This window comes from Micromonospora sp. LOL_013 (genome assembly GCF_048060315.1).
Lineage (GTDB): Bacteria > Actinomycetota > Actinomycetes > Mycobacteriales > Micromonosporaceae > Micromonospora_E.
Genome location: NZ_JBHMIQ010000005.1, coordinates 1 through 26362, shown reverse-complemented (window position 1 = coordinate 26362; position 26362 = coordinate 1). Strand labels below are relative to the sequence as shown.

The following is a 26362-nucleotide window of genomic DNA, read 5'->3' as shown; positions in this document are numbered from 1 at the left end:
GCGCACCTAGGGTTCCGCCGCCGCCGGGCAGCCAGGCACGGGCAGCCGGGGACGGGACAGGTCCGAGAGGTGCAGGCGTCGGGCCGCCAGCGTGGCGGGCGGCGTTCCACGGCGGGACAAAAGCCCGGGAGGCAGCCGGATGTCTGGCTGTGCCTCAGCCAGGCCCTCATTCGGAGGTGCCCCGTGGGCTTGCACCACCATCATCACCACAATCACCAGCACCGCGACCAGCAGCCCAGCGACCAACCCGAGCTGCACGGCAACTACGGCCCGGAGGCAGCGTACGCGGTCGCCCGCGAGGCCGAACTGCCCACCACCAAGTGGGAAGAGGAGATCGCCCGGGGCCTGGAGTACGGCCTGCCCGGTGCCGATTCGATCGTCGACAAGCGGATCCCGACGTTCTCCCGTGGCGAGCTGCCGCACTTCGCCGGGATCAACACCTTCCTGAAGGCACCGTACGTCGAGGACGTGCGCCGCTGCGGCGAGTACGACGTGGCGGTGCTCGGCACGCCGTTCGACGGTGGCACGACGTACCGCTCGGGAACCCGGTTCGGGCCGCAGGGTATCCGCAAGATCTCCGCGCTGTACGGGCCGTACTCGTTCGAACTCGGCGTCGACCTGCGCGAGTCGATCACGATCGCCGACCTCGGTGACGTCTTCACCATCCCGGCGAACATCGAGAAGACCTTCGACCAGATCTCCAAGGCGGTCAGCCACGTCTACTCCTCCGGGGCCTTCCCGGTGGTGCTCGGCGGGGACCACTCGATCGGCTACCCGACGGTGCGCGGGGTCGCCGAACACCTCGACGGCAACCTGGGCATCATCCACTTCGACCGGCACGTCGACACCCAGGAGACCGACCTCGACGAGCGGATGCACACCACCCCGTGGTTCCACGCCACCGACATCCCGAACGTGCCGCCGAAGAACCTGGTGCAGATCGGCATCGGCGGCTGGCAGGCGCCCCGCCCCGGGGTCAAGGTCGGCCGGGAACGCGGCACCACGATCATGACGGTCACCGACTGCGTCGAGATGGGCATCGAGGCCGCCGCCGAGAAGGCCCTCGAAGTCGCCTGGGACGGCGCCGAGGCGGTCTGGCTGTCGTTCGACGTGGACTGCCTGGACGCCGCGTTCGTGCCCGGCACCGGCTGGCCCGAACCGGGCGGCTTCCTGCCCCGCGAAGTCCTCAAGTTCATCCAGCTGATCGCCGAACGGCCGTTGGCGGGCATCGAGGTGGTGGAGTGCTCGCCGCCGTACGACAACGCCGAGATCACCTCGCTGATCGCCACCCGGGTCATCTGCGACACCCTCGGCTGTCTGGTCCGCGCCGGGCACCTGCCGCGCCATCGAGCCACTGAGCGCTGAGCCGACGCGGCGCCGATCCCCCGTAGTTTCCCTTCCGCAGGAGGACATAGAGATGCGACGTACCCCCAAATTTTCCCGCCGTTCCACCACCCGGAGGCTGATCGCCGCCGCCTGCGCGACGACGCTGCTGGTGAGCGCCGCCGGCTGCGCCGACGACGACGGTTCCACCACCGACGGCGACGGCTCGACCACCGTACGGCTGGGGTTCAGTGCCTGGCCGGGCTGGTTTCCCTGGCAGGTCGCGCAGGAGCAGGGGCTGTTCGGCGACAACGGCGTCGAGGTCGAGTTGACCTACTTCGACAGCTACACCGACAGTCTGACCGCGCTGGCCACCGGCAATCTGGACGCCAACAGTCAGACCCTCAACGACACCCTGTCGTCGGTGAGCGGTGGCGCAGCGCAGACCGTGGTGCTGGTCAACGACAACTCGACCGGCAACGACCAGATCATCGCCGCGCCCGGGATCGACTCGGTGGCCGATCTGGCCGGCAAACGGATCGCGATCGAGGAGGGTACGGTCGACCACTACCTGCTGCTGTTGGCGTTGGCCGAGGCCGGCCTGAGCGCCGACGACGTCGAGATCAGCCCACTGCTGACCGACGCGGCCGCCGCCGCGTTCCTGGCCGGGCAGGTCGACGCGGTGGGCGCGTTCGCCCCGTTCACCACCACCGCGCTGGGCCGCGAGGGCAGCCGGGCGATCGCCACCTCGGCGGAGCACCCCGGCGCGATCCCGGACCATCTGGTGTTCGACTCGGAGTTCGTGGCCGCGCATCCGGAGCAGGTCCAGGCGGTGGTGGACACCTGGTTCGACACCCTGGACTGGATCGCCGACAACCCGGACGAGGCGGTCGAGATCATGGCGGCGCAGGCCGGGGTCAGCGTCGAGGACTACCGCACGTACGACGCCGGGACGACGATCTTCGACCTGGCCGACAACCAGGCGGCGTTCGAACCGGGCGACACCCCGGCCAACCTGGACTTCCAGGCCCGGTCGATCGCCGAGTTCCTGGTGGCGACCGGTCTGGTGGACGAGGCACCGCCGCTGGACGGGCTGCTCGACGGGCAGTTCGTCGCGGCGGTGTCGCCGTGACCGTCACCCGGGAACCGGCTGCGGCCACCGACCGCGCGGACCGGGCGTCGTGGGGGCCGCTGCCCCGGCGGCGTCCGGCCCGCCGGGTCCCGGCGCTACTGGCCATCCGGACGCCGATCCCGGCGACCGGCCGGTGGACGCTGACCGTCGCCTCGATCGTGGTGCCACTGGCCGCCTGGCAGATCGGCAGCATGCTGGTCGACGGGCAGCCGGACTTCCTGCCGTCGCCGCTGGAGTCGGTGGCCGCCGGGGTGGAGATGGCCCGGACGGGTCAGCTGTGGACCGACACCGCAGCGACCGTCGGCCGGGTGCTGCGCGGTTTCGGCTTGGCGGTGGCGGTGTCGGTGCCGCTCGGACTGCTGATGGGCAGTTTCCAGGCCGGTCGGGCGGCGCTGGAGCCGATGATCGGCCTGCTGCGGTACCTGCCGGCCAGCGCGTTCATCCCGTTGCTGATCATCTGGCTGGGGCTGGGCGAGCCGTCCAAGGTCGCGTTGATCTTCATCGCGACGGTCTTCTTCAATACGTTGATGACCGCCAACGTGGTCCGCACCGTGCCGGCCGGGCTGATCGACGTGTCGTACACCCTCGGCGCCCGCCGGTTCGAGGTGCTGCGCAAGGTGATCGTGCCGCACTCGCTGCCCGGCATGATCGACGCGATCCGGGTCAACGCGGCGGCGGCGTGGAACTTCGTGGTGGTCGCCGAGCTGATCAACGCCCAGTCCGGGCTGGGCTACCGGATCGTCCGGTCGCAGCGGTTCAATCAGCTCGACAACATCTTCGCCGTACTGATCGTGATCGCCCTGATCGGGGTGGCGATCGACCTGGCGCTGCGGACGACCCGCGACCGGGTCGGGAGGTGGGCATCGTGACCGTGACCGAAGGTTCGGTTGCCACTTCGGGCCCAGGCCCGTCGCTGGTGCGCCTCGACGGCGTCGGCAAGGACTTCCGGACCATCGCCGGCGGCTCGCTGCGCGCACTCGACGGCGTGGATCTTACGGTACGTCGGGGCGAGTTCGTCTGCCTGGTCGGCGCATCCGGGTCGGGCAAGTCCACCCTGCTGTCGCTGATCGCCGGGCTGTCCACGCCGAGCCGGGGCACCGTGCTGCTCGACGGTGCGCCGGTCACCGGGCCGGGTCCGGACCGGGGGCTGGTGCTGCAGAGCGGTGCCGTGTATCCGTGGCGGACGGTGGAACGCAACGTCGCGTTCGGGCTGGAGCTGCTGCCGGTCAGTCGGGCCGAACGGGCCCGGCGGGTCGCCTGGTACCTGGCTGAGACCGGGTTGACCGGGCTACGACACGCGCTGCCGAAGCAGCTCTCCGGCGGGCAGCGCCAGCGGGTGGCGATCGCCCGGGCGCTGGCCTGCGAACCGCGGGTGCTGCTGCTCGACGAGCCGTTCGGTGCCCTCGACGTGCAGACCAAGGAGGACATGCAGCTGTTCGTCCGCCGGGTGTGGGCGGACACCGGCACCACGGTGGTGATGGTGACCCACGACGTCGAGGAGGCGGTCTTCCTCGGTCAGCGGGTGGTGGTGCTGGCCAGCGACCCGGGCCGGGTCGCCGCCGACCTGCCGGTGGAGCTGCCGCCGGACCGGGACGGCGGGCCACGGGACCTGGCCGTCAAACGGCTGCCGGAGTTCCTGACGCTGCGCGCCGAGGTGGAGGACCAGGTCCGCGCCTACCACCAGCGGCACGCCGCCACCGGGTCCGGCGGCTGACAGTGACCGCCGGCTGACGTCGGCCGGGTTCGACGGCTCGGGCTCAGGCAGGGCCGATCAGGTCCCACCGGTTGCCGGCGATGTCGACGAAGACCGCCACCCGGCCGTACGGTTCGGTGCGCGGCACGGTCACGAACCGCACATCGTGGTCCACCATCCGCTGGTACGCGGCCTCGAAGTCGTCCACCCGGAGGAAGAAGCCGACCCGACCGGCCGTCTGGTTGCCAACCGCCGCCCGCTGGCGTCGCCGTCGGCGCGGGCCAGCAGGATGCCGGTCTCGGCACCGGGCGGCCGCACCACCACCCACCGCTTGGGGCGACCGTCGTTGGTCGTCGACGGGGAGTCCTCGACCAGATCGAAGCCGAGGACGGTGGTGAAGAAGTCGATGGCCGGGTCGTAGTCGTCGACGACGATGGCGGTGAGCGAGATGTGCACGCCCGCAGCGTAGGGCTTCAGCGGGCCGGTTCGCGGCGGCGGGCACCGGGGCCGGGGCGGGGAAGTACGTCGCGGGGGTCGGCGACGTCGTGGCCGGCGGCGCAGCGCATCGTGACGCCGACCTCGGCCCCGCAGTCGCGGTGCGCGACGGCGAGCGGGGAGCCGTCCGGGTCGACGCAGTACCGGTCGCCCCACTGCAGCAGGGCGACCAGCACCGGCCACAGGTCGAGGCCCTTGCCGGTGAGCCGGTACTCGTAGCGTTGCCGCTCCCCCGGTTCCTGGTACGGGTGCCGGCGCAGCAGGCCCTGGTCGACCAGCATGGTGAGCCGGTTGGTCAGCACCTGGCGGGGCACGCCGGTGCGCTCGCGCATCTGGTCGAACCGGCGTACGCCGTTGAAGACCTCGCGGAGCACGACGACGGTCCACCGCTCGCCGATGATCTCCATGGTGCGGGCGATGGTGCAGTTGTCGATGGACCAGTCGAGTGCGGTAGGTCTCACCCCGACCAGGCTAGGTCTTGTTGACAGACCTAGCAACCGACTGCCAGGCTGCGTCTATGACACAGACTCAGCAGCCGGCGCCGGACGCGGCGCAGCGCAGCCGCACCTTCTCGTGGACCGACCCCGCCACGGTGCGGCTGGCGGCGTTGAACGGCCTCGACGGGCTGGGCCAGTTACAGGCGATGGCCTCCGGTGAGATCCCCGCCCCACCGGTGATGGTGATGCTGGGCCTCGAAGGCTTGGAGCCCGAGCACGGCCGGGTGGTCACCGTGCTGACTCCGCAGGAGTTCCACTACAACGCCCTGGGCACGGTGCACGGCGGTATCATCTCGACCCTGCTGGACACTGCGGCCGGCTGCGCGGTGCACTCGGTGCTGCCGGCCGGGACGAGCTACACCTCGATCGACCTGAACGTGAAGTTCCTGCGCCCGGTGACGCTCGCCTCGGGCACGCTGCGCTGCGAGGGCACCGTGGTGCAGCGCGGTCGGCGCACCGCGTACGCCGAGGCGAAGCTGACCGACGCCGCCGGCCGGCTGACCGCCCACGCCACCTCGTCCTGCCTGCTGTTCGAGCTGCCACCGACCAGCTGACGGCAGGACTGGCCGACCGGTGCCGGCCGGGTCACACCGACAGCAGTTGGCGGACCGACTCGTCGCGCAGGTCCGCCTTGTCGCCGGCCCGGACCACCTCGCCGGCGTCGAGGATGACGAACCGGTCGGCCAGCCGCAGCGCCAGTTCGAGGTACTGCTCGACCAGCAGGATCGCCAGCCCGGCCTCGGTGTGCAGCCGTTCGATCGCCTCCTCGATCTCGATGATGATCGACGGCTGGATGCCTTCGGTCGGTTCGTCGAGCAGCAGCATCTTCGGCCGGGTGACCAGGGCACGGGCGATCGCCAACTGCTGCTGCTGGCCGCCGGAGAGGAACCCGGCCCGGCGGCGCAGCAGCCCGCGCAGCGCCGGGAACAGGTCCAGCGCCTCGTCGACCGCCGCCTTGTCGGTCCGGGCCGCCTCGACCGCCACCTGCAGGTTCTCGGCGACGGTCAGCTGCGGGAACGTCTCGTGGCCCTGCGGGACGTAGCCGAGACCGAGCCGGACCCGTTCGTGGGTGCGCAGCCTGGTGATGTCCCGACCGGCGAACGTCACCCGGCCGGACCGCACCGGCAGCACCCCGGTGATCGCCTTCAGCAGGGTGGTCTTGCCGACCCCGTTGCGGCCCATCACGCAGACCAGCGACCCGGCCGGGGCCTGCAGGTCGACCCCGAACAGCACCTGGGCCCGACCGTACGCGACGTCGAGCGACTCGACGGTCAACATGGCACTCACGACGACGCCTCCTGAGCGGCTGACGGTCCGGCAGCGGTCGACGGGACGGAAACAGCCGACGGTACGGCGGGTTCAGCACCCTCCTCACCGGAGCGCCCCAGGTAGACCTGCTGCACGCGCGGGTCGGCCTGCACCTGAGCGACGGTGCCCTCGCAGAGCAGTCGGCCCTCGTGCAGCACGGTGACGGTGCTGGCGAACCGGCGCAGGAACTCCATGTCGTGTTCGATCACCATCACCGTGTGGTCCTTGGCGACCTCGCGCAGCAGCTCACCGGTGCGGTCCCGCTCGCTGCGGCTCATCCCGGCCACCGGCTCGTCGAGCAGCAGCAGACTGGGCTGCTGCACGATCAGCATGCCAATCTCCAGCCACTGCCGCTGCCCGTGGGAGAGCACCCCGGCCGGCCGGTACGCCAGGTCGGCAAGACCGGTGGTGTCCAGCGCTCGGGACACCTGGTCGGAGACACCGCGCCGGCGGCGCAGCAGGCCGACCATCCGCCGGCGGAAGCTGGCCGCCAGGTCTAGGTTGTCCAGCACGGTGAGCTGCTCGAAGACCACCGACGTCTGGAAGGTCCGGCCGATGCCGAGCCGGACGATCCGGTGCTCACGGCGGCCGACCAGCTCCTGGCCGTTGAACCGCACCGAGCCGGACGCCGGCCGGGTCCGGCCGGTGACCACGTCGATCAGGGTGGTCTTGCCGGCACCGTTGGGGCCGATCAGGAAGCGCAGCTCCCCCGGCTCGACGGTCAGGTCGAGGTCGCTGATCGCCCGGAAGCCGTCGAAGACGACGTCGAGGCCGCGTACCTCCAGCTTGCCGCTCATGGTTTCGCACCCCCGACCCCGACGGTGGTCTCCACCGGTCGCCCGGCGGCGTCGGTGGTGGCACCGTCCGTGCCGGCCGCCGGGGAGACCGGTGCGGTCGGTCCAGCCGGTCCGGCGCGGCCCGGCCAACGGTGCCGCACCGCCGCCCAGCCGTCGGCGAGCAGCCCGGCGAGGCCGCGCGGCGCCCACATCATCACCGCGATGAACAGGCCGCCGAGCAGGTAGAGCCAGCCGGATGGCCACTGTTCGCTGAGCACGGTGCTGCCGTAGTTGAACAGGATCGCCCCGCCGACCGCACCGACCAGGGAGAACCGCCCGCCGATGGCGACCGCGACCAGCATCTCGATCGACGGTACGACGCCGAGGTCGGCCGGGCCGAGGATGCCGACCACCGGCACGAACAGCGCGCCGGCGATCCCGGCCATGGCCGCCGACAGCGCGTACACGATGGTCTTCACCACGGCCGGGTCGTAGCCGAGGAAGCGGACCCGGTCCTCACCGTCGCGGATGGCGACCAGCAGCTTGCCGAACCGGGAGTGGGTGAGCTGCCAGGCGGCGAGGAAGACCAGGCCGAGCGCGACGACCGCGACGTAGTAGACGATCCGTTTCTGCGTCGGGTCGTACAGGTCGAGGCCGAAGAAGAACTGCACGTTGGTCAGGCCGTTGGTGCCGCCGGTGAGGCCCTGCTGGCCGACCAGCAGGATCACGAACGCGGCGGCCAGGGCCTGGGACAGTACGGCGAAGTAGGCGCCGCGCACCCGTTGGCGGAACACCAGGGTGCCCAGGATCAGCGCCACCACGGTGGGCAGCACGACCACCATGACCAGGGCGAACGCCGGGCTGCGGAACGGCCCCCAGATGGCCGGTAGGGTTTCCACCCCGCTCCACACCATGAAATCGGGCAGGTTGCCCTCGCCGGCGTCGGCAAGTTTGAGGTGCATGCCCATCGCGTAGCCGCCGAGGCCGAAGAACACGCCCTGGCCGAGGGTCAGCATGCCGCCGCGCCCCCAGGCCAGGTAGATGCCGACCGCGACGATCGCGTAGCAGAGGTACTTGGCGAGCAGGTCGAGCCGGAACGGGCTGAGCACCAGCGGTGCCACCACCAGCAGCAGCACGCCGCCGGCGACGAAGCCGACCGGTCCGGGCCAGCGGCTGGCCGGCCGGGCCGGCCCGGTGGCGGGGGTGGTCGTCCGGGCGGCGCTCATGTCAGCGCCCGGGAACGGAGGACGAACATGCCCTGCGGACGGAACTGGAGGAAGGCCACGATCACTGCGAAGACCACCACCTTGGCCAGGCTCGCATCGGTCCAGAATTCGACGAAGCTGTTGATCGCGCCGAGGGCGACCGCCGCGATCACCGCCCCGCGCAGCTGTCCGAGTCCCCCGGCGACGACGACGAGGAACGCGTCCACGATGTAGTAGGTGCCCAGCGACGGCCCGACCGGGCCGATCAGGGTCAGCGCCACCCCGGCGACACCGGCCAGGCCGGAGCCGATGAAGAAGGTGAGCTGGTCGACCCGCTGGGTGGCCACCCCGGTCACCGCGGCCAGCTCGCGGTTCTGCATCACCGCCCGCATCCGCCGGCCGTACGACAGTTTGCTGAGGTAGAGCGAGATCGCCACCACGCAGCCGACCGCGAGCGCCATGATGAAGATCCGGTTGTACGGCAGCTGTACGCCGGCCACGTCGATCCCGCCGGTGAGCCAGCCGGGCGCGGTGACCTGCACGTTCGGCGCACCGAAGATGTCCCGGGCCAGTTGCTGCAGGATCAGGCTGACTCCGAAGGTGAGCAGCAGCGTGTCCAGCGGCCGACCGTAGAACCGCCGGATCACCAGCCGTTCCAGGATCAGGCCCATGGTGCCGGCGATGAGGAACGCGACCGGCAGGGCGGCCGGGACGGCCTGCGCCCCGACCAGCCCTTGCATCATGTACGCGGTGTAGGCGCCCGCCAGGATGAACTCCCCGTGGGCCATGTTGATGACGCCCATCTGTCCGAAGGTGAACGTCAGTCCCAGCGCGATCAGGAGCAGCACCGCTCCGATGCTCGCGCCGATGACCAGTTGGTTGAGTACCGCCATGGCGGGCACCTCCCTCCGCTTGCTACTAGCCTGTTACGACAGGCCTTCGGCCCAGTCGTAGCCGGTCAGGTACGGGTCCGGCTTGATCGGTTCACCGGAGTTCCACACCTCCTGGATCTGCCCGTCGGGCTGCACCACGCCGATCCGGGCCGTCTTGAAGACGTGCTGGTTGTCGCCGTCGATGGTGACGGTGCCTTCCGGTGCCTCGATGCTGATCCCGCCGGCGGCCTCCTTGACCGCCTCGACGTCGGTGCTGCCGGCCGCCTCGACCGCCGCCGCCCACAGGTAGACCGCGTTGTAGCCGGCCTCCATCGGGTCGGAGGTGACCTTCTCCGCCCCGTACTTGGCCTTGAATGCCTCGACGAAGGCGGTGTTCCGCTCACCTTCGGTGGTCTGGTAGTAGTTCCAGGCCACCAGGTGGCCGGCGACGTTGTCCGGGCCGATGCCGACGACTTCCTCCTCGGCGACGCTGACCGACACGGTCGGCATCGTCTCGGCGGTGACTCCGACGCTGGTCAGCTGCTTGAAGAAGGCGACGTTGCTGTCGCCGTTGAGGGTGTTGAACACCGCGTCGGGCTGAGCCTGCTGCAGCTTGTTGACCACGGTGCTGTACTCGGTGTGGCCCAGCGGGGTGTACTCCTCGCCGACGATCTGCATGCCGTTGGCCTCGGCGTACGCGGTGATGATCTTGTTGGCGGTACGTGGGAAGACGTAGTCGCTGCCGACCAGGAAGATCGTCTGATGGCCCTGCTCGGCGAGGTAGTCCAGGGCCGGGACAATCTGCTGGTTGGTGGTGGCCCCGGTGTAGAAGATGTACTCGGAGCTCTCCAGCCCTTCGTACTGCACCGGGTACCACAGCAGCGCCTTGTTGCGTTCGAAGACCGGCAGCATCGCCTTGCGGCTGGCCGACGTCCAGCCACCGAAGACGGTGGCGACCTTGTCCTGGGATATGAGCTTCTGCGCCTTCTCGGCGAAGGTGGGCCAGTCCGACGCGCCGTCCTCGACGACGGGTTCGATCTGCTTGCCCAGCACGCCACCGGCGGCGTTGATCTCCTCGATCGCGAGCAACTCTGCGTCGCGTACGGTGACCTCGCTGATCGCCATGGTGCCGCTCAGCGAGTGCAGGATACCGACCTTGATGGTGTCGGAGTCACCGCCGCCACCGGCCGAGGACGTGGGGTCCTCCGCACAGGCGGTCGCGGCAACCAATGTCGACAATATACAGAGTGCGGCGAGGCCGCCCCGGAAGCGTCGTGGCATCCAACTCCCCTTCAGCCGAAATCGTGGTGCCACGAAACGTAGGGACGCTGGGTTTCATGAATCTCGACCCATCGATTTCCAACGCGTTAAGCCCGTCTCACAACGAACCTGAACGGCTGTGCGGTCAGCAACTAGGACAGACACGGTGGACGGACTACACACGACGAAGGTCCCGTGGCCGACCAGCCACGGGACCCGTACTCACCGTTCCTGAAGCGCCGCGACGGCACTTACCGGCCGCGGGCGCGCCGTTCCTCCCGCCGGGTCTCGAACCGGGACGCGGCGGTGTCCAGTTGGGTCATCTGCGCGGCGATCTGGTCCCGGGCCGCCTCGCCGTCGGCGTCCAGCCCGGTGACGTTCCAGATGTCCCACTGGCGCAGCACCGGCGCGAGCACCTCGTCGCGGTGCTGACGCAGGTCGTAGATGCCGGCCATGGCGATCGCCACCGACTTTCGGGCGAAGCCCTCGATGCCCACGCCCGGCATCTGGAAGTTGGCGACCACGTCCGCCACCGCCCGCATCGCCTGGCTCGGCGCCAGCTCGAACGCCGCGCCGAGCAGGTTGCGGTAGAACATCATGTGCAGGTTCTCGTCGGCGGCGACCCGGGCCAGCAGCCGCTCGCAGAGCGGGTCACCGGTGGCTCGGCCGGTGTTGCGGTGTGAGATCCGGGTGGCCAGCTCCTGGAACGACACGTACGCCAGCGAGTGCAGCACCTCGTCGTCGTGCTGGTTAACGTACCCGTTGGACATGTGCACCATCCGGGCCCGCTCCAGCTCGACCGGGTCGACCGCCCGGGTGACGGTGAGGTAGTCCCGGATGGCGGTGCCGTGCCGGCCCTCCTCGGCGGTCCACCGGTGCACCCAGATGCCCCAGGCACCGTCGCGACCGAACAGGGTGGCGATCTCGTGGTGGTACGAGGGCAGGTTGTCCTCGGTGAGCAGGTTGACGATCAACGCGGTACGGGCGACGTCTGGGATCTGCGAGTCCTCCGGCGACCAGGGTTCACCGCCGAGCGGGCCGTCGAAGGTCCGTCCGTCGCTCCACGGCACGTACTCGTGCGGGAACCACTCTTTCGCCAGGCCGAGGTGCCGGTCGAGGTTCTCGGCGACCACCGGTTCGAGCTCGACGAGCAGCGCGGTCTGGGACATCGGGGTGGTGGCGGCGACGGTCAATGACGTTCTCCCTACCGGGGCAACCTACGACAGCGTAACTTACGCAACCGTAGGTTATGTCACGCCGAGCCGCCACTTTCCCCGACGATCTTGCGGCTATCGCCGCCGTATGTCCGCTATGCCGACTTGCCGGACACCGCTGGCCGGAGGTCCACCGACGGCGGTGACCAGGCGTCCGCAGCTGCCGGCACCTGATCCCCCGAGCGGATGTCCTTGACGCTGTCCGGCTCACCGTCGACCCCGAGGAACCAGACGTACGGGATGTCGCGGCGCTGGGCGTACCGGATCTGCTTGCCGAACTTGGCCGCCGACGGTGACACCTCGGTGGCGATTCCCCGCCGACGCAGCGCGTCGGCCACCCGGTTGCCGGTCGGCCGGTCGGACTCGGCCGGCAACGCCACCAGCACACAGGTCGGCACCAGCCGGGAGATCGCCAACGCGTCGGCGCCGAACAGCAGCCCCAGCAGCCGGGACACCCCGATCGAGATGCCGACGCCGGGGAAGCGGTCCGCCCCGGCCGAGGCGAGATCGTCGTAGCGGCCACCCGAGCAGATCGAGCCGAACCGCTCGTACCCCTGCAGCTGGGTCTCGTAGACCGTACCGGTGTAGTAGTCCAGACCCCGGGCGATGCGCAGGTCGGCGACGCACAGGCCGGGCGCGTGCGCGGCCGCCGTCTCCAGCACCGCGACCAGCTCGGTGAGCCCTTCATCGAGCAACGGGTGCTCGACGCCGAGGCCACGTACCGCGTCGGCGACCGAGACGTCCGGCGCGGAGATCTCCGCCAGCGACAGGCAGGCCTTCGCCTGGCTGTCGTTCGCACCGGCCGTCTCGGCCAGTAGCTCGGCCACCCGCTGCGGGCCGACCTTGTCCAGTTTGTCGATCGCCCGCAGCGCCGCATCCGGGTCGGTCAGCCCGATCCCCCGGTAGAAGCCCTCGCAGACCTTGCGGTTGTTCACCTGGATCCGCACCGGCGGGATCGGCAGGCTGGCCAGCGCGTCGCCGATGACCAGCGGCAGCTCGGCCTCGTGGTGCGGGGCCAGCTCGTCGCGGTCGACGATGTCGATGTCGGCCTGCAGGAACTCGCGGTAGCGGCCCTCCTGCGGCCGTTCGCCGCGCCACACCTTCTGAATCTGGTAGCGGCGGAACGGGAACTGCAGTTTGCCGGCGTTCTCCAGCACGTAGCGGGCGAACGGCACGGTCAGGTCAAAGTGCAGCCCGAGGGCGTCGTCACCGGCCTCGGCACCCGGATCGGCCTGCAGCCGGCGCAGCAGGTAGACCTCCTTCGAGGTTTCCCCCTTGCGCAGCAGCTGGTCCAGCGGCTCCACCGCGCGGGTCTCCAGCGGCGCGAACCCGTACAGCTCGAAGGTGTGCCGCAGCCGGTCGATGACGTACTGCTCGATCATCCGCTGCGGGGGCGACCACTCCGGGAAGCCGGAGATCGGCCTGGGCTTGCTCATCAAGGTGTCCTTGTCACAGTCCGGTACGTCGGGCCGAGGCGGCGGTGCAGCCGCCGGCAGCCTCGTGCGGGTGGGGCGCGGCCGCGCGGGCGACCTCCTGGAGATACGGGTTGCTCATGCGCTCCCGGCCGATGGTGGTGGCCGGGCCGTGGCCGGGCAGCACCACGGTGTCGTCGGCCAACGGCAGAACCTTGTCGCGCAAGCTGGTCAACATCGTCGGCATACTGCCGCCGGGCAGATCGGTACGGCCGATCGAGCCGGCGAACAGCACGTCACCGGAGAGGCAGACCTGCTCGGCCTCCCAGGCCGAGCCGGCGCCGGGCAGCCGGAGCAGCACCGAGCCTCCGGTGTGGCCGGGGGCGTGGTCGACAGTGATCTCCAACCCGGCGAGCACCAGCGTGGCACCGTCGGTCAACTCGGCCACGTCGTCCGGTTCGCTGTACGGCAGCCGGCCGCCGAACATCGCCGCCAGGTCCGCCGACAGGCCCTTGGCCGGGTCGGCCAGCAACTCCCGGTCGCCCGGATGCACGTACGCGGTGATGCCACGCGCCCCACAGACCGGCGCGACCGAGAAGGTGTGGTCAACATGGCCGTGGGTGAGCAGCACCGCCGCCGGATGCAGCCGGTGCTCGGCCAGCACCTGGTCCAGCTGGTCGAGCACCCCGATGCCGGGATCGACGACGACGCACTGCTCGCCCGGCCCGGCGGCCACCACGTAGCAGTTGGTGCCGAACGCCTGCGCCGGGAAGCCGGTGATGAGCACGCCTCTCCTCTCGGTAGGCCGGCCCGCGCGAGCCGCCGGAATCGTCTCCTCGTCGAGCCTAGCCGCCAGGACACGCCGGGCCGCCAGGGCACACCCGCCGGCCCTGCCCAGGCCGTGACGGCAGCGATGATCTCCGATTGGATACGGAGCGGACCTCGTACAACAATTTCCCAGCCGATACCCGTACACTCTTGCGGGCGTGTGGCGTGGCGCACCGCAATGGCGCCCGGGTCCGGCACGCCCTCCGCAGGACACGTACCGACCCGCCGCACGGCGCAGGGATTGATCAGGAAAGGGGAGCGCGGGTGGCCTCCAGCAGGGACCGGCAGCGCAAATTGGCGCGGGCGAAGCTCGACCGGCAGATGGCCCGGCGTGCCGCCGCGGCCCGGCGTAAGCGGCGGATCCGCGCCGGCGTGGGCGCCGGCCTCGCGCTGCTGCTCATCGCCGGCGGCTCGGCCTGGGCGCTCGGTGCCTTCGAGGGCGAGCCGGAAACTCCGGAGGCCGCCGGCATCTGCACCTGGACCCCGCAGGACACGGCCGCCAACAGCAACCTCACCGACGTCGGCACGCCGGAGACCACCGACCCGCCGCACCGCGGGGTCCAGCCGATGACGATCACCACCAACCAGGGTGAGCCGATCACCGTCGAGCTCGACCTGGCCGCCGCACCGTGCGCCGCCGCCAACTTCACCCACCTGGCCAGCCGCAACTTCTTTGACGACACGACCTGCCACGAGATCACCGACGAGGGCGCGATCCTGTGCGGCGACCCGAGCGGCACCGGGCAGGGCGGGCCGACGTACTCGTACTACAGCGAGAACGTGCCAGTCTCGCCGCAGCTGGACCCGTCGGCCGACCCGACGGAGGAGCTGGCCGACCATCCGCCGCTCTACCCGGCCGGCACGGTCGTCGCGGTCGGTGTGCCGCAGGGCACCAACGGCAGCCAGTTCAAGATCTTCTTTGAGGACTACACCACCGAGTTCCCCTCGTACCCGATCATCGGCAAGGTGACCTCGGGGATGGACACGGTCGAGGCGATCGGTGCGCTCCCACTGGTCAACAACGCCGCCGGCGCCCAGGTGAAGCCGGAGACCGACGTGGTCATCCAGAGCCTGACCGTCGGCGAGCCGATCGGGGCCGACGAGACCGAGGCGACCCCGTCGACCGACCCGAGCGCGTCGGCACCGGCGACCACCACCGACCCGTCGGCCACCGAGCCGGACGCGGAGGGCGCCGACGGCACCGCCGGCCAGTCCTGACCAGACCAGACAACCCGAATCCAGGAGGATCCACCGTGACGTCGACCAGGGAGCGGCAGCGTGCCGCGGCTCGGGCCCGCCTCGAAAAGGAGATGGCCCAGCGCGCCGAGGCGGCCCGCAAGCGCCGCCAGTTGCAGGCCGGCATCGGTGCCGGCGTCGCCCTGCTGCTCGTGGCCGCGGGCACGGTGTGGCTGGTCGCCAGCCTCGGGGACGACGAGACCGAAACCACGCCCCAGGCCGACGGCGGCGACGCCGGCGTGACCTGCGTGTGGAACGAGATCCCCACCGAGCAGCGCCGTGAGACGACCGTGGACGTCGGCGTGCCGCCGACCACCACGCCGCCGGACACCGGCACCCAGGTGATGACCCTGGACACCAACTTCGGTGAGATCCAGGTGGAGATGGACCTGGCCGAGGTGCCGTGCACGGCGGCCAGCTTCAGCCACCTGGCCAGCCAGGGGTTCTGGGACAACACCAAGTGCCACCGGATGTTCCCCGGCATGCTGCAGTGCGGTGACCCGAGTGCCAGCGGCGAAGGCTACCGGGACACCGACGGCACCGGCGGGCCCGGCTACCAGTTCGCCAACGAGAACCTGCCGGTCGACGACCGGCCCGCCTACCCGGCCGGGGTGGTGGCGATGGCCAACAGCGGCCCGGACACCAATGGCAGCCAGTTCTTCTTCATCTATCAGGACGTCGAGCTCAGCCCGGACTACACCGTGCTCGGCCGGGTCACCGAGGGCCTCGACGTCATCCAGGAGGCCACCGAGGCCGGTCACGACGGCGCGTTCGAGCCGTCGCCCGGCGGCGGCCACCCCAACAACGACATCCTGATCAACTCGTTGACGGTGAGCGAGCCGCAGTAGTCCACCGGGTTCGGCGGCCGGCAGCGCCGCCGAGCCCGCTGAGCCGGTACCAGTGCGCCAGGGCATCACCCGATGCCCTGGCGCATTGCTGTCAGGTGCCGGAGGTGACCCGGTAGGCGTCGAAGACGCCGTCGACCTTGCGGACCGCGTTGAGCAGATGACCGAGGTGCTTCGGGTCGGCCATCTCGAACGAGAAACGGCTGACCGCCACCCGGTCCCGGGTGGTGGTCACAGTGGCCGACAGGATGTTCACTCGTTCCTCGGAGAGCATCCTGGTCACGTCGGCCAGCAGCTTGTGTCGGTCGAGCGCCTCGACCTGAATGGCGACGAGGAACGTCGACGCCGAAGTCAACTTCCAGGTGACCTCGACCAGTCGCTCCTGCTGCGCCTTGAGTTCGGCCGCGTTGAAGCAGTCGTCGCGGTGCACACTGACGCCGCCGGACCGGGTGACGAAGCCGAACACCGTATCCGGCGGGACCGGGGTGCAGCAGCGGGCTAGTTTGATCCAGACGTCGGTGACACCGCGTACCACCACGCCGGGGTCGGCGCCGTTGTGCCGCGCCCGGGGCGGGCGGGTCGCGACGGCCGACTCGGCCAGGTCCTCGGCGGCCCCTTCCTCACCACCGAGGCTGACCATCAGCCGCTGCACCACCGACTGCGCGGACACCTGGCTGTCGCCAACCGCCGCGTACAGCGCGGCGACGTCGGCCAGGTGCAGGTCACGGGCGATCGCCATCAACGAGTCGGTGGTGAGCATCCGCTGCAACGGCATGCCCTGCTTGCGCATCGCCTTGGCGATCGCGTCCTTGCCGGTCTCGATCGCCTCCTCGCGGCGTTCCTTGTTGAAGTACTGCCGAATCTTGGTGCGGGCCCGTGGGCTCTTGACGAAGCCCAGCCAGTCCTGGGTCGGGCCGGCGGTCGCCGACTTGGAGGTGAAAATCTCGATGACGTCGCCGTTGGACAGCGTCGACTCCAACGGCACCAGCTTGCCGTTGACCCGCGCCCCGATGCACTTGTGCCCCACCTCGGTGTGCACGGCGTAGGCGAAGTCGACCGGCGTGGAACTGGTGGGCAGCGGGATCACGTCGCCCTTGGGGGTGAAGACGTAAACCTCCTGGCTGGACAGGTCGAATCGCAGCGCGTCGAGGAACTCGCTCGGGTCGCTCGCCTCCCGCTGCCAGTCGAGCAGTTGCCGCAGCCAGGTCATCTCGTCGATGTGCGCCGGCGGGCCGACGACAGTGGCGCCCTTCTGCTCCTTGTACTTCCAGTGCGCGGCGATGCCGAACTCGGCGGTGCGGTGCATCGCGTACGTGCGGATCTGCATCTCCACCGGCTTGCCGGTGGGCCCGATCACCGTGGTGTGCAGCGACTGGTACATGTTGAACTTCGGCATCGCGATGTAGTCCTTGAACCGGCCGGGGACCGGCTGCCAGTTCGCGTGGATCACGCCGAGCGCCGCATAGCAGTCGCGGACCGTGTCGACCAGGATGCGTACGCCGACCAGGTCGTAGATGTCGTTGAAGTCCCGCCCCCGGACGATCATCTTCTGGTAGATCGAGTAGAGGTGCTTCGGCCGGCCGGTGACCTCCGCCCTGATCTTCGCGGCGCGCAGGTCGACCTGCACCTTCTGGGTCACCTTGCGCAGCTGGGTGTCGCGCTGCGGCTGGTGCTCCCCGATCAGCCGGTTGATCTCCTCGTACCGTTTCGGGAACAGCGTGCCGAAGGCCAGATCCTCCAACTCCCACTTCACGGTGTTCATACCGAGCCGGTGGGCCAGCGGCGCCAGGATCTCCAGGGTCTCCTTGGCCTTCTGCTCCTGCTTCGCCTTGGGCAGGAAGGTCAGCGTCCGCATGTTGTGCAGCCGGTCGGCGAGTTTGATCACCAGGACCCGGGGGTCCTTTGCCATCGCCACCACCATCTTGCGGATGGTCTCGGCCTTGGCCGCGTCGCCCAGCTTGACCCGGTCGAGCTTGGTGACCCCGTCGACCAGCAGTGCCACCTCACCGCCGAAGTCGGCGCGCATCTCGTCGAGGGTGTAGTCGGTGTCCTCGATCGTGTCGTGCAGCAGCGCGGCGACCAGCGTCGTGGTGTCCATGCCGAGATTGGCGAGGATGGTGGCGACCGCCAACGGATGCGTGATGTACGGATCGCCGGATTTGCGGTACTGCCCGGAGTGCCACTTGGAGGCCATCTCGAAGGCACGCTGCAGCACCCGCGGATCGGCCTTCGGATGGCTCTGCTGATGGGTGGCGATCAGCGGTTCCAGCACCTCGGGGATGTGCGGCGCCTGCCAGGGGGAGTTGAACCGGGCCAGCCGGGCCCGTACCCGACGCCCGGTCGGCGCACCGTTGAAGCCGAAACCGTTGCCGGCCGCTGCCGCGCCGGGGTGGTCGACCGCACCATTCGCCGCCGGAGACCCCGCGCCGTTCGCCGCCGCAGGTGCGGCGCCGCGCTCGCCAGCGACGTCGGGGCCGCCCGAATTGACGGCAGAGCTGGGCGCCTCGTCGTTGGTCACGCCCGCAGTGGGGTTGACCTCGCCAGTCGGATGCACAGTGCCCTCCATGGAAGGAGCGACGACGTCGGGGGACACCGGCCTCCCTCACCTCTGCCGGAACTCAGCCGACCGTATCGGGCTGAGCTGCTACCGCGCTAGCCAGGAGACAGCGCCCCTGACTGACAGGGACCGCAATACTACCCGTCCAGACGGTGCTGTGCCCGGCGGCCGAGCGGCTCGGTCGGCCGGCTCACACCCGCCACACGGCGTGCACCGACCGGGGCGAGAGCCGGTCCCGCCCGGCGAGGAAACCCAGCTCCAGCAGGACGGTGAAGCCCACCACCGTGCCACCGGCCCGGTCGACCAGGTCCAGGGTAGCGGCGGCGGTTCCGCCGGTGGCCAGCACGTCGTCGACCACCAGGACCCGCTGACCGGCGGTGAAGGCGTCCTGATGCACCTCCAGGACCGCCTCGCCGTACTCCAACGCGTACGAGGCGGAGAACGATGCCCGGGGCAGCTTGCCGGCCTTGCGGACCGGAACCACCCCGGTGCCGGTGGCGTACGCGATCGCCGCTGCCAGCACGAAACCCCGCGCCTCGATGCCGGCGACCACGTCAAAGGAGTCCGCTCCGTGGTGGGCGATGATCCGGTCGGTGATCTCCCGGAACGCCGGCCCGTCGGCGAACAGCGGCATCAGGTCCTTGAAGACGATGCCAGGTTTGGGGAAGTCCGGTACGTCGATCACCCGACTGGCCACCAGCGCGGCCGTCTCGGCCCCACTGTCCCCGACGATCACTGCCTCGGTCTCCGTCACCTTGCGCCCTTTCCGTGCCGGATGGGACCGGTGGTGTTCCGGCGGCGACAGTGCCTCCGGAACACCACCGAGGGAATCGTCAGCGACGCTTCGCGCCGCTGGGGCGCTTACGGCCCCCGCCGCCGGGTCGGCCGCCGCGACCGCCGCCGGACTGGCGCTTGCCGGCCGGCCGGGCACCGGCCTTCGGCGCGGTGCCGGCCAGGGCGGCGTCGGCGGCGGGCTCGACCTCGGCCGGCTCGTCGCCCGCCGTCGTGGTCGAGGCACCGGCGCTGGTACGCGACCGCTTCGGCGCCCTGTCCCGCTCCGCCAGCGAGGACCGCTTGGCCTGCACCCGCTGGGTGTGCAGCTTGTACTTCGGCTCCTGCTCCTTGAGCACCGTCACCAGCGGCGAGGAAACGAAGATCGACACGAAGAAGGCCGCGCCCATGCCGACGAACAGCACCAGGCCGAGGTCCTTGAGCGTGCCGGCGCCGAGCAGCCCGGCGCCGATGAACAGCAGCCCGCCGACCGGCAGCAACGCGACGATCGACGTGTTGATCGACCGCATCAGGGTCTGGTTGACCGCGAGGTTGGCGGCCTCACCGTACGTCTGGCTGCTGCCGCCGGTGACGCCCCGGGTGTTCTCCTGGATCTTGTCGAAGACCACCACGACGTCGTAGAGGGCGAAGCCGAGGATGGTCAGGAAGCCGATGATCGTCGACGGGGTGACCTCGAAGCCGGAGGCCGAGTAGATGCCGGCGGTCAGCAGCAGGTCGAGCACCAGGCCGGCGACGGCCGCGATCGCCATCCGGTACTCGAACCGCAGCACCAGGTAGATGGTGACCAGCACCATGAAGACCAGCAGACCGAGCAACGCCCGCTGGGTGACCTGGCTACCCCAGGCACCGCTGACCCGACTGTCGCTGATCGCCGCCTGCTCGATCCCGAGCCGCTCGGCGAGACCCTGCTTGAACGCTTCGGTCTGCTCCGAGGTGAGCTCTGCGGTCCGGAACAGGTAGGTGGTACCGCCGACCTCCTGGCCGGAGACCACCTCGAGCGGCTCCTCGGTGTCGAGCTCGGCGAGCTCGGCGTCGAGGGCGTCCTCGGCCTGCAGCAGGGTGCCGACGCTCGCCGGCACCTGGAACTCGTTGCCACCGCGGAAGTCGATGCCGAGGTTGAAGCCCCGGATCGCGACGCTCGCGATCGCGAGGACCACGACCACCGCGGCGATCACGAACCAGGTGTTGCGCCGTCTGACGATCGGAAGGTTGGCCTCACCCCGGTAGAGGCGTCCGGCGAAACCGCTCATGTCAGGCCTCCTTGACGCGCGGGTTGCGGATCGGGGTCTCGTCCTCGGTCTTCACCGCACGGCCGAGGCCGCTGACCCGGGGAGACAGGAACGCCTTGGTCCGGGCCAGCATCGACATGATCGGGTGCCGGAACAGGAACACCACGACCAGGTCGAGCACGGTCGCCAGGCCGAGGGCGAAGGCGAAGCCCTTCACCGTGCCCACCGAGACGATGTAGAGCACGACCGCCGCCATCAGGGTGATGGCGTTCGCCGAGATGATCGTCCGCCGGGCCCGCAGCCAGGCCCGGGGTACCGCGCTGCGCGGACTTCGACCCTCACGTATCTCGTCCTTGAGGCGTTCGAAGTAGAGCACGAACGAGTCGGCCGCCACACCCAGCGAGACGATCAGACCGGCGATCCCGGCGAGGGTGAGGGTGAAACCGATCTGCCGGCCGAGCACCACCATCGCGCCGAAGACCAGCAGCGCCGAAAGGATCAGGCTGAGGAAGATCACGATGCCGAGCAGCCGGTAGTAGAAGAACGAGTAGACCGCAACCAGCAGCATGCCGATGCCGGCGGCGAGCAGGCCGGCGCGCAGGTGCTCGGTGCCGAGCGTCGCGGAGATGCTCTGCGCCTCCTGCGGCTCGAAGGTCAGCGGCAGGGCACCGTATCGCAGGTTGCTGGCCAGCTCGTTGGCGGTGGCGCTGGTGAAGTCGCCGGTGATCTGCGAGTCGCCGGTGAGTACGCCCTGGATCTCCGGTGAGGAGATCACCTCGTTGTCGAGGACCACCGCGACCCGGCACTTGCCGTCCTGGCCGAGCGCGCTCGCGTCGCACTCCTGGTCGGTGTTGTTGAACGCCTCACGGGTCAGCTCGGTCCAGGCGCGCTGGCCGGAGCCGGTGAAGTTGAGGCTGACCACCCACTGGCTGGTGGTCTGGTCGAGTACGCCGCTGGCGTCGCTGACGTCGGTGCCGACCACCTTCGCCTCGTCCAGCAGGTACTTGACCAGGCCCTCGCAGGCGACGACCTGCTGGGACTCGTCGCGGATCGAGCCGGCCTGGCGCAGCAGGAGCTTGTCGCAGGTCACGTACGGCACGTTGAACTGCACGCCGGCCGGCAGCACCCGGATCTCCGCCGGGGTCAGCTCGCCGAACGGGGCCAGGGTCTCGGCCAGCGTCGGGTCGGCGCTGAAGTCGGCCGGCGCCTGCAGGCCGGTCGCCGCCGCCCAGGCCGCCTCGCCGACCTTCGCCTGGACCTCGGCGAGGTCGGCCGGCCCGTCGGCGTCCGCGCCGGCGGCGGGCGTCGGGGACGCGCTCGGGCTCGCTTCGGGGCTGGGGCTGGCCTCAGGACTGGCAGAGCCGGTCGGATCCGGCTGGGCCATGCCGCCCTCGCCGCCGGCGGCTGGGCTCTGCTCCGCCTCCGCCTCCGGCGACGCCTCCGCGTCGGGCGAGGCACCGGGCGACGGCGACGCGTCGGCGCCCTCCTCGCCGGCGCCCTCGCTCGGCGTCGGGGACGGCTGCGGCTGGATCGGCTCACCGCCGTCGGTGGCCTTGAGCACCTTGCGGAACCGCAGCTCGGCCGCGTTACCGATCTCGGTCAGGTCGCGGTTCTGGCCGGGCAGCGAGACGACGATGTTGCGGTCGCCCTCGGTGACCACCTCGGCCTCGGAGACGCCGAGGCTGTTCACCCGGTTCTCGATGATGTCGCGGGCCCGCTCCAGCGAAGCGGCCGGCGGCGCGCTGCCGTCCTCGGTGGTCGCCTCCAGGGTGACCCGGGTGCCACCGATCAGGTCCAGGCCGAGTTTGGGCTCCAGCCGGTCCTGCCAGCTGCCGCTGGCTCCGGCGAAGAACACCATGAGGTAGAGGACGGCGAAGATGAGCCCGAGTGCGGCGAGTTGCCGCCCGGGGCGCATCTGTCCCTGAGGTGGTGCCACGGCGGTCCTGTCTCCCTGCGCGGTTCGGCCGCTGGTGCCCCGGGCGGCAGCGGTTGGTGCCACTGGTGCGAGCGGCGGTGGGGTGGTCGTCGTACCAGCCGCGACCGTCAGGTCGAGCGGTCGTGACCGGCAACACAACGATCAGTATCGTCGATGTAACTCGGGTCTGGCGACCCGGGGTGGCTCAGTCCTTGGTCGGCACCTCGTCCGCCGGGGCGGACTCGGTCGTCGCGCTGGCGTCGGTCTTCGGCACCACCCGGGCGATCGCCGGTCGGGCGTAGCGCTCGTGCACGCCGGGCGAGACCTCCAGCATCACCGTCTCGTCGTCCATGCTGGACACGGTGCCGTACAGGCCGCCGATGGTGACGACCTCGTCGCCGGCGCTGATCGACGACTGCATCTGCTCGGCTTCGCGGCGCCGCTTCTGCTGCGGCCGGATCATCATGAAGTACATGACGACGAAGAGCAGGCCGATCATCAGGATGGGCATGAAGCTGGCGCCGCCCGCGCCCTCTTGCGCCAAGAACACAACAACAACCTTTCGTCAGCCACTCGCGACGCCGTTGCGCTCTGCGGAGGCGAGATCTCACGTGCCGTACAGACCGCGGCGAGTCTAGTCGCTGTGACTGTGAACTCTGGGATCGGCACGGATCACGTTCAGATCACGAGATAATCTAAGCCTCATCTGAGAATAAATCTGGCATATTGGACGCCATGCCGCCTGCCGTACCAGCCCGGGACTGAACACCCGGCACGGCCGGACCGCCGAGCGTCCCCGGCGGCGGCACCCGGCCGAAATGCCGCCAGGTCGCCTCGGTCGCCACCCGCCCCCGGGGGGTACGGGCCAACAGCCCCGCCCGCACCAGGAACGGCTCACAGACCTCCTCGACCGTGTCCGGCTGCTCCCCCACCGCCACCGCCAGGGTGGACAACCCGACCGGGCCGCCACCGAACGAACCGATCAACGCGGTCAGCACCGCCCGGTCCAGCCGGTCCAGACCCAGCTCGTCGACGTCGTACACGGCCAACGCCGCCCGGGCGGTCTCCCGGTCGACCACCCCGGCCGCCCGCACCTCGGCGTAGTCACGGACCCGGCGCAGCAGCCGGTTGGCGATCCGCGGAGTCCCCCGGGACCGGCCGGCGATCTCCGCCGCCCCGTCCGGCGTGATCGGCACCGCGAGAATCCCCGCCGACCGGGTCAGCAGCACCTCAAGCTCGGTCGACTCGTAGAAGTCCAGATGCGCGACGAAGCCGAACCGGTCCCGCATCGGCCCGGTCAGCAGACCGGCCCGGGTGGTCGCACCGACCAGGGTGAACGGCTCCACGTCCAGCGGAATCGCCGTCGCCCCCGGCCCCTTGCCGACCACCACGTCGACCCGGAAGTCCTCCATCGCGCTGTAGAGCAGCTCCTCGGCCGGCCGGGCGATCCGGTGGATCTCGTCGATGAACAGCACGTCGCCCTCGGCCAGGCTGGTCAGGATCGCCGCCAGGTCACCGGAGCGTTCGATGGCCGGCCCGCTGGTCACCCGGATACCCGAACCCAACTCGGCGGCGACGATGTTGGCCAACGTCGTCTTGCCCAGCCCCGGCGGGCCGCTGAGCAGAATGTGGTCCGGCGGCGCCCCCCGGCCCATCGCACCCCGCAGCAGCAGGTCCAGCTGGTCCCGGACCCGGTGCTGGGCGATGAACTCGGCCAGCCGACGCGGCCGGACGCTGACCTCCGCGTCGCGTTCGGCGTCGCTGGCGTACGCCGACACCAGGCCCTCGACGTCGTCACTCACCGGCTCTTACCCAACAATCTGATCGCCTGCTTGAGCAGCACCGGGACCGGCGGCGGCGGACCGTCCAGGCTCTCCGCCACGGCGGCCACCGCCTGGTCGGCCTGCCCGGCGGTCCAGCCGAGCCCGACCAACGCCTGCCGGACCTGCTCCGGCCAGGCCCCGGCGGTCACCCCGGCCGCGCCGTCGGCACCCACCGGCACCGGCCCGACCCGGTCCCGCAACTCCAGCACCAGCCGCTCGGCGCCCTTCTTGCCGATCCCCGGCACCCGGGTCAGCGCCGCCGTGTCGGCGTTCGCGATCGCCTTACGCACCGCGTCCGGGGTGAGCACCGACAGCACCGCCTGGGCCAACCGGGGCCCGACCCCGCTGGCCGTCTGCAGCAGCTCGAACAGCTGCTTCTCGTCGTCGTCGGCGAAGCCGTACAGGGTGAGCGAGTCCTCGCGGACCACCAGGCTGGTGGCCAGCCGGGCCGGGCCGCCGGGCCGCAGGTTGGCCAGGGTGCCCGGGGCGCAGTGCACCGCCAGGCCGACCCCGCCGACCTCGATCACCGCACTGTCCGGCGCGACCGCCAGCACCACCCCGCGCAGACTCGCGATCATCGGGCCCCTCCGCTCCGGGCCGCCCGCTGTGCGGCGGCCAGCCGGTCATGCGTACCACCTCGCCAGATGTGGCAGATCGCCAGGGCGAGCGCGTCGGCGGCGTCCGCCGGGCGGGGCGGGCGGTCCAGCCGCAGCAGCCGGGTCACCATCGCCGTCACCTGGGCCTTGTCGGCCTGGCCGGAACCGGTCACCGCCGCCTTCACCTCGCTCGGGGTGTAGGTCCGCACCGGCAGCCCGGCCCGCGCGCCGGTCAGCACGGCCACCGCGCTGGCCTGCGCGGTGCCCATCACGGTACGCACGTTGTGCTGGCTGAACACCCGCTCGACCGCCACGCTGCGCGGCTGGTGTTCGGCGACCAGGGCGGTCAGCCGCTCGTCGAGGTACAGCAGTCGGTCCGGCAGGTCGTCAGCCGGGTCGGTCTGCACCACGTGGTACGCGACCAGCCGGCACGGCCGACCCGGCACACCCTCCACCACGCCGACCCCGCACCTCGTCAGGCCGGGGTCGACACCGAGCACCCGCACCGCCGATCCTCCCCCAGCCGACACCACCGCCACACGTACGTGTGTTCGACACCCTAGCCAACCGGCAGCGGGCCGGGACAGCCGACACGCGTACCGGAGCCAGCCGGCCGGTACGTCAGTTCAGCTGCACGACGATGACCGCGTCCTGGCTCAGATCGACCGCGTACTCCAGACGCAGGCCGGTGGTGCCGGCCGGGACCTCGAACGGGACGTACCCCTCGACCGAGTCACCGGGGGCGAGGGTGACCGCCTCCGGGGCTTCCCCGACCTCGGCGTCGTAGAAGGACGGTGCGTAGGTTTCGTCCGACTCGTCGAGGAGGAAGAACTGCACGACGTTCGACTCCCAGGGTTCGGCGTCGACGTTCTCGATCTTCACCTGGAGGTACAGCACTTCGTTGCCCTCGCCGACCTCCCACAGTGGGGAGCCTGCGGCGGAGGTGCCGAACGATTCGACGGTGAGCCTGCGCCCGTTGAGTTCCTCGGTGTACGGGAGTGGCTCCGCCGCGGTGCTGGTGTCACCGCCGGCATCGGCGCCGTCGGCCGGTTCGTCGGCCTGCGACGGCGCCGCTGTCTCGTCGACGCTCGACGACGGCGTCCCCTCCGTCGATGAACAGCCTGTGGCGAGGAGCCCGAGAACGCCGAGCACGGCGATCTGGGCAACTGCGGCAGCGAGTTTCCTGTTGGCCATCGTGTCCTCATTCGCGGCTACGTTTCGACTGGGTCTGCGCACCCGCATCACGCCAGCGGAAAGACCGCCGGTTCAGGTGATCTTCGGCGCTCCCGTGACGCTAGGGCGTGTATCAAAGTCGGCCGTGGGCGGGTGACGACTTTCGGCGTGTCGCTGCCCG

At 70.4% G+C, this 26362-nt stretch carries 25 protein-coding genes and 1 pseudogene; 7 read left to right on the top strand and 19 right to left on the bottom strand.

Annotated features, from left to right (window positions below; translation table 11 throughout):
• The first annotated feature begins 183 nt into the window (after positions 1-183).
• From ACFHWS_RS04945 to ACFHWS_RS04930, 4 genes are read left to right on the top strand one after another with little or no spacing between them, the layout of a single operon-like run.
• Positions 184-1365, top strand: coding sequence for an agmatinase family protein (locus tag ACFHWS_RS04945; RefSeq protein WP_416567711.1), 1182 nt, complete (start codon positions 184-186; stop codon positions 1363-1365).
• Between the two features lie 52 nt (positions 1366-1417).
• Complete coding sequence (locus ACFHWS_RS04940; RefSeq protein ID WP_416556780.1) at positions 1418-2455, top strand: aliphatic sulfonate ABC transporter substrate-binding protein; 1038 nt, start codon at positions 1418-1420, stop codon at positions 2453-2455.
• Positions 2452-3324 (top strand): ABC transporter permease, encoded by an 873-nt coding sequence (locus ACFHWS_RS04935; RefSeq protein WP_282230397.1) that lies wholly within the window; start codon positions 2452-2454, stop codon positions 3322-3324. Before ACFHWS_RS04940 ends, ACFHWS_RS04935 begins: the two co-directional genes overlap by 4 nt.
• Complete coding sequence (locus ACFHWS_RS04930; RefSeq protein ID WP_416567710.1) at positions 3321-4169, top strand: ABC transporter ATP-binding protein; 849 nt, start codon at positions 3321-3323, stop codon at positions 4167-4169. Before ACFHWS_RS04935 ends, ACFHWS_RS04930 begins: the two co-directional genes overlap by 4 nt.
• Positions 4170-4212: 43 nt before the next feature.
• Here ACFHWS_RS04930 and ACFHWS_RS04925 read toward each other — a convergent pair.
• Together ACFHWS_RS04925 and ACFHWS_RS04920 are read right to left on the bottom strand one after the other, a co-directional pair.
• Positions 4213-4604, bottom strand: a pseudogene (locus ACFHWS_RS04925) (VOC family protein).
• 17 nt (positions 4605-4621) lie between these two features.
• Positions 4622-5104, bottom strand: a complete 483-nt coding sequence (locus ACFHWS_RS04920; RefSeq protein WP_416556782.1) for a winged helix-turn-helix transcriptional regulator — start codon at positions 5102-5104, stop codon at positions 4622-4624.
• A 56-nt stretch (positions 5105-5160) separates the two neighbouring features.
• On the opposite strand from ACFHWS_RS04920, the gene ACFHWS_RS04915 reads away from it, so the two are divergent.
• A complete protein-coding gene (locus ACFHWS_RS04915; protein ID WP_281554496.1) occupies positions 5161-5694 on the top strand; it encodes a PaaI family thioesterase in 534 nt (177 codons plus the stop codon).
• A gap of 31 nt (positions 5695-5725) precedes the next feature.
• On the opposite strand, the gene urtE is transcribed toward ACFHWS_RS04915, so the two are convergent.
• The 8 genes from urtE to ACFHWS_RS04875 all read right to left on the bottom strand — a co-directional run bounded on the left by urtE (position 5726) and on the right by ACFHWS_RS04875 (position 13974).
• The gene (gene urtE / locus ACFHWS_RS04910) at positions 5726-6418 is read right to left on the bottom strand and encodes an urea ABC transporter ATP-binding subunit UrtE (protein ID WP_282234643.1); all 693 of its coding nucleotides are present in this window, start codon (positions 6416-6418) and stop codon (positions 5726-5728) included.
• A 5-nt stretch (positions 6419-6423) separates the two neighbouring features.
• A complete protein-coding gene (gene urtD / locus ACFHWS_RS04905) occupies positions 6424-7245 on the bottom strand; it encodes an urea ABC transporter ATP-binding protein UrtD (protein ID WP_416556784.1) in 822 nt (273 codons plus the stop codon).
• Entirely contained in the window at positions 7242-8450 is a 1209-nt protein-coding gene (urtC, locus tag ACFHWS_RS04900) for an urea ABC transporter permease subunit UrtC (RefSeq protein WP_416567709.1), read from the bottom strand. Before urtC ends, urtD begins: the two co-directional genes overlap by 4 nt.
• Positions 8447-9322, bottom strand: a complete 876-nt coding sequence (urtB, locus tag ACFHWS_RS04895; RefSeq protein ID WP_416567708.1) for an urea ABC transporter permease subunit UrtB — start codon at positions 9320-9322, stop codon at positions 8447-8449. The genes urtC and urtB overlap by 4 nt, the downstream gene beginning before the upstream one ends.
• A gap of 33 nt (positions 9323-9355) precedes the next feature.
• The gene (urtA, locus tag ACFHWS_RS04890) at positions 9356-10531 is read right to left on the bottom strand and encodes an urea ABC transporter substrate-binding protein (RefSeq protein ID WP_282230390.1); all 1176 of its coding nucleotides are present in this window, start codon (positions 10529-10531) and stop codon (positions 9356-9358) included.
• Positions 10532-10812: 281 nt separating this feature from the next.
• On the bottom strand, positions 10813-11730 hold the full coding sequence (locus tag ACFHWS_RS04885) for an acyl-ACP desaturase (protein ID WP_416567764.1): 918 nt from the start codon (positions 11728-11730) through the stop codon (positions 10813-10815).
• Positions 11731-11870: 140 nt separating this feature from the next.
• Positions 11871-13211 (bottom strand): histidine--tRNA ligase, encoded by a 1341-nt coding sequence (hisS, locus tag ACFHWS_RS04880; RefSeq protein WP_416556787.1) that lies wholly within the window; start codon positions 13209-13211, stop codon positions 11871-11873.
• Positions 13212-13224: 13 nt separating this feature from the next.
• Positions 13225-13974 (bottom strand): MBL fold metallo-hydrolase, encoded by a 750-nt coding sequence (locus tag ACFHWS_RS04875; RefSeq protein ID WP_416556788.1) that lies wholly within the window; start codon positions 13972-13974, stop codon positions 13225-13227.
• Positions 13975-14279: 305 nt separating this feature from the next.
• Here ACFHWS_RS04875 and ACFHWS_RS04870 point away from each other — a divergent pair, with 305 nt between their 5' ends.
• Positions 14280-15233 carry a peptidylprolyl isomerase gene (locus ACFHWS_RS04870; RefSeq protein ID WP_416556789.1) on the top strand — a complete coding sequence of 318 codons (954 nt, stop codon included), beginning with the start codon at positions 14280-14282 and terminating at the stop codon, positions 15231-15233.
• A 35-nt stretch (positions 15234-15268) separates the two neighbouring features.
• Positions 15269-16099: a peptidylprolyl isomerase gene (locus ACFHWS_RS04865; protein ID WP_416556790.1), complete on the top strand. Its 831-nt coding sequence runs from the start codon at positions 15269-15271 to the stop codon at positions 16097-16099.
• A gap of 91 nt (positions 16100-16190) precedes the next feature.
• On the opposite strand, the gene ACFHWS_RS04860 is transcribed toward ACFHWS_RS04865, so the two are convergent.
• From ACFHWS_RS04860 to ACFHWS_RS04820, 9 genes are all read right to left on the bottom strand, one after another.
• Positions 16191-18662, bottom strand: coding sequence for a RelA/SpoT family protein (locus ACFHWS_RS04860; protein WP_416556814.1), 2472 nt, complete (start codon positions 18660-18662; stop codon positions 16191-16193).
• Between the two features lie 181 nt (positions 18663-18843).
• Positions 18844-19407: an adenine phosphoribosyltransferase gene (locus ACFHWS_RS04855; protein ID WP_416556791.1), complete on the bottom strand. Its 564-nt coding sequence runs from the start codon at positions 19405-19407 to the stop codon at positions 18844-18846.
• A gap of 79 nt (positions 19408-19486) precedes the next feature.
• Positions 19487-20695 (bottom strand): protein translocase subunit SecF, encoded by a 1209-nt coding sequence (secF, locus tag ACFHWS_RS04850; protein WP_416556792.1) that lies wholly within the window; start codon positions 20693-20695, stop codon positions 19487-19489.
• 1 nt (position 20696) lies between these two features.
• Positions 20697-22610, bottom strand: a complete 1914-nt coding sequence (secD, locus tag ACFHWS_RS04845; protein WP_416556793.1) for a protein translocase subunit SecD — start codon at positions 22608-22610, stop codon at positions 20697-20699.
• A gap of 184 nt (positions 22611-22794) precedes the next feature.
• Positions 22795-23139 (bottom strand): preprotein translocase subunit YajC, encoded by a 345-nt coding sequence (yajC, locus tag ACFHWS_RS04840; RefSeq protein WP_416556794.1) that lies wholly within the window; start codon positions 23137-23139, stop codon positions 22795-22797.
• Positions 23140-23284: 145 nt separating this feature from the next.
• Positions 23285-24391, bottom strand: coding sequence for a Holliday junction branch migration DNA helicase RuvB (ruvB, locus tag ACFHWS_RS04835; RefSeq protein ID WP_416556795.1), 1107 nt, complete (start codon positions 24389-24391; stop codon positions 23285-23287).
• Positions 24388-24990, bottom strand: coding sequence for a Holliday junction branch migration protein RuvA (ruvA, locus tag ACFHWS_RS04830; protein WP_289212706.1), 603 nt, complete (start codon positions 24988-24990; stop codon positions 24388-24390). The genes ruvB and ruvA overlap by 4 nt, the downstream gene beginning before the upstream one ends.
• Positions 24987-25514: a crossover junction endodeoxyribonuclease RuvC gene (gene ruvC, locus ACFHWS_RS04825; protein ID WP_416556796.1), complete on the bottom strand. Its 528-nt coding sequence runs from the start codon at positions 25512-25514 to the stop codon at positions 24987-24989. The genes ruvA and ruvC overlap by 4 nt, the downstream gene beginning before the upstream one ends.
• A 115-nt stretch (positions 25515-25629) precedes the next feature.
• The gene (locus ACFHWS_RS04820) at positions 25630-26202 is read right to left on the bottom strand and encodes a DUF4352 domain-containing protein (protein WP_416556797.1); all 573 of its coding nucleotides are present in this window, start codon (positions 26200-26202) and stop codon (positions 25630-25632) included.
• Positions 26203-26362: the final 160 nt, after the last annotated feature.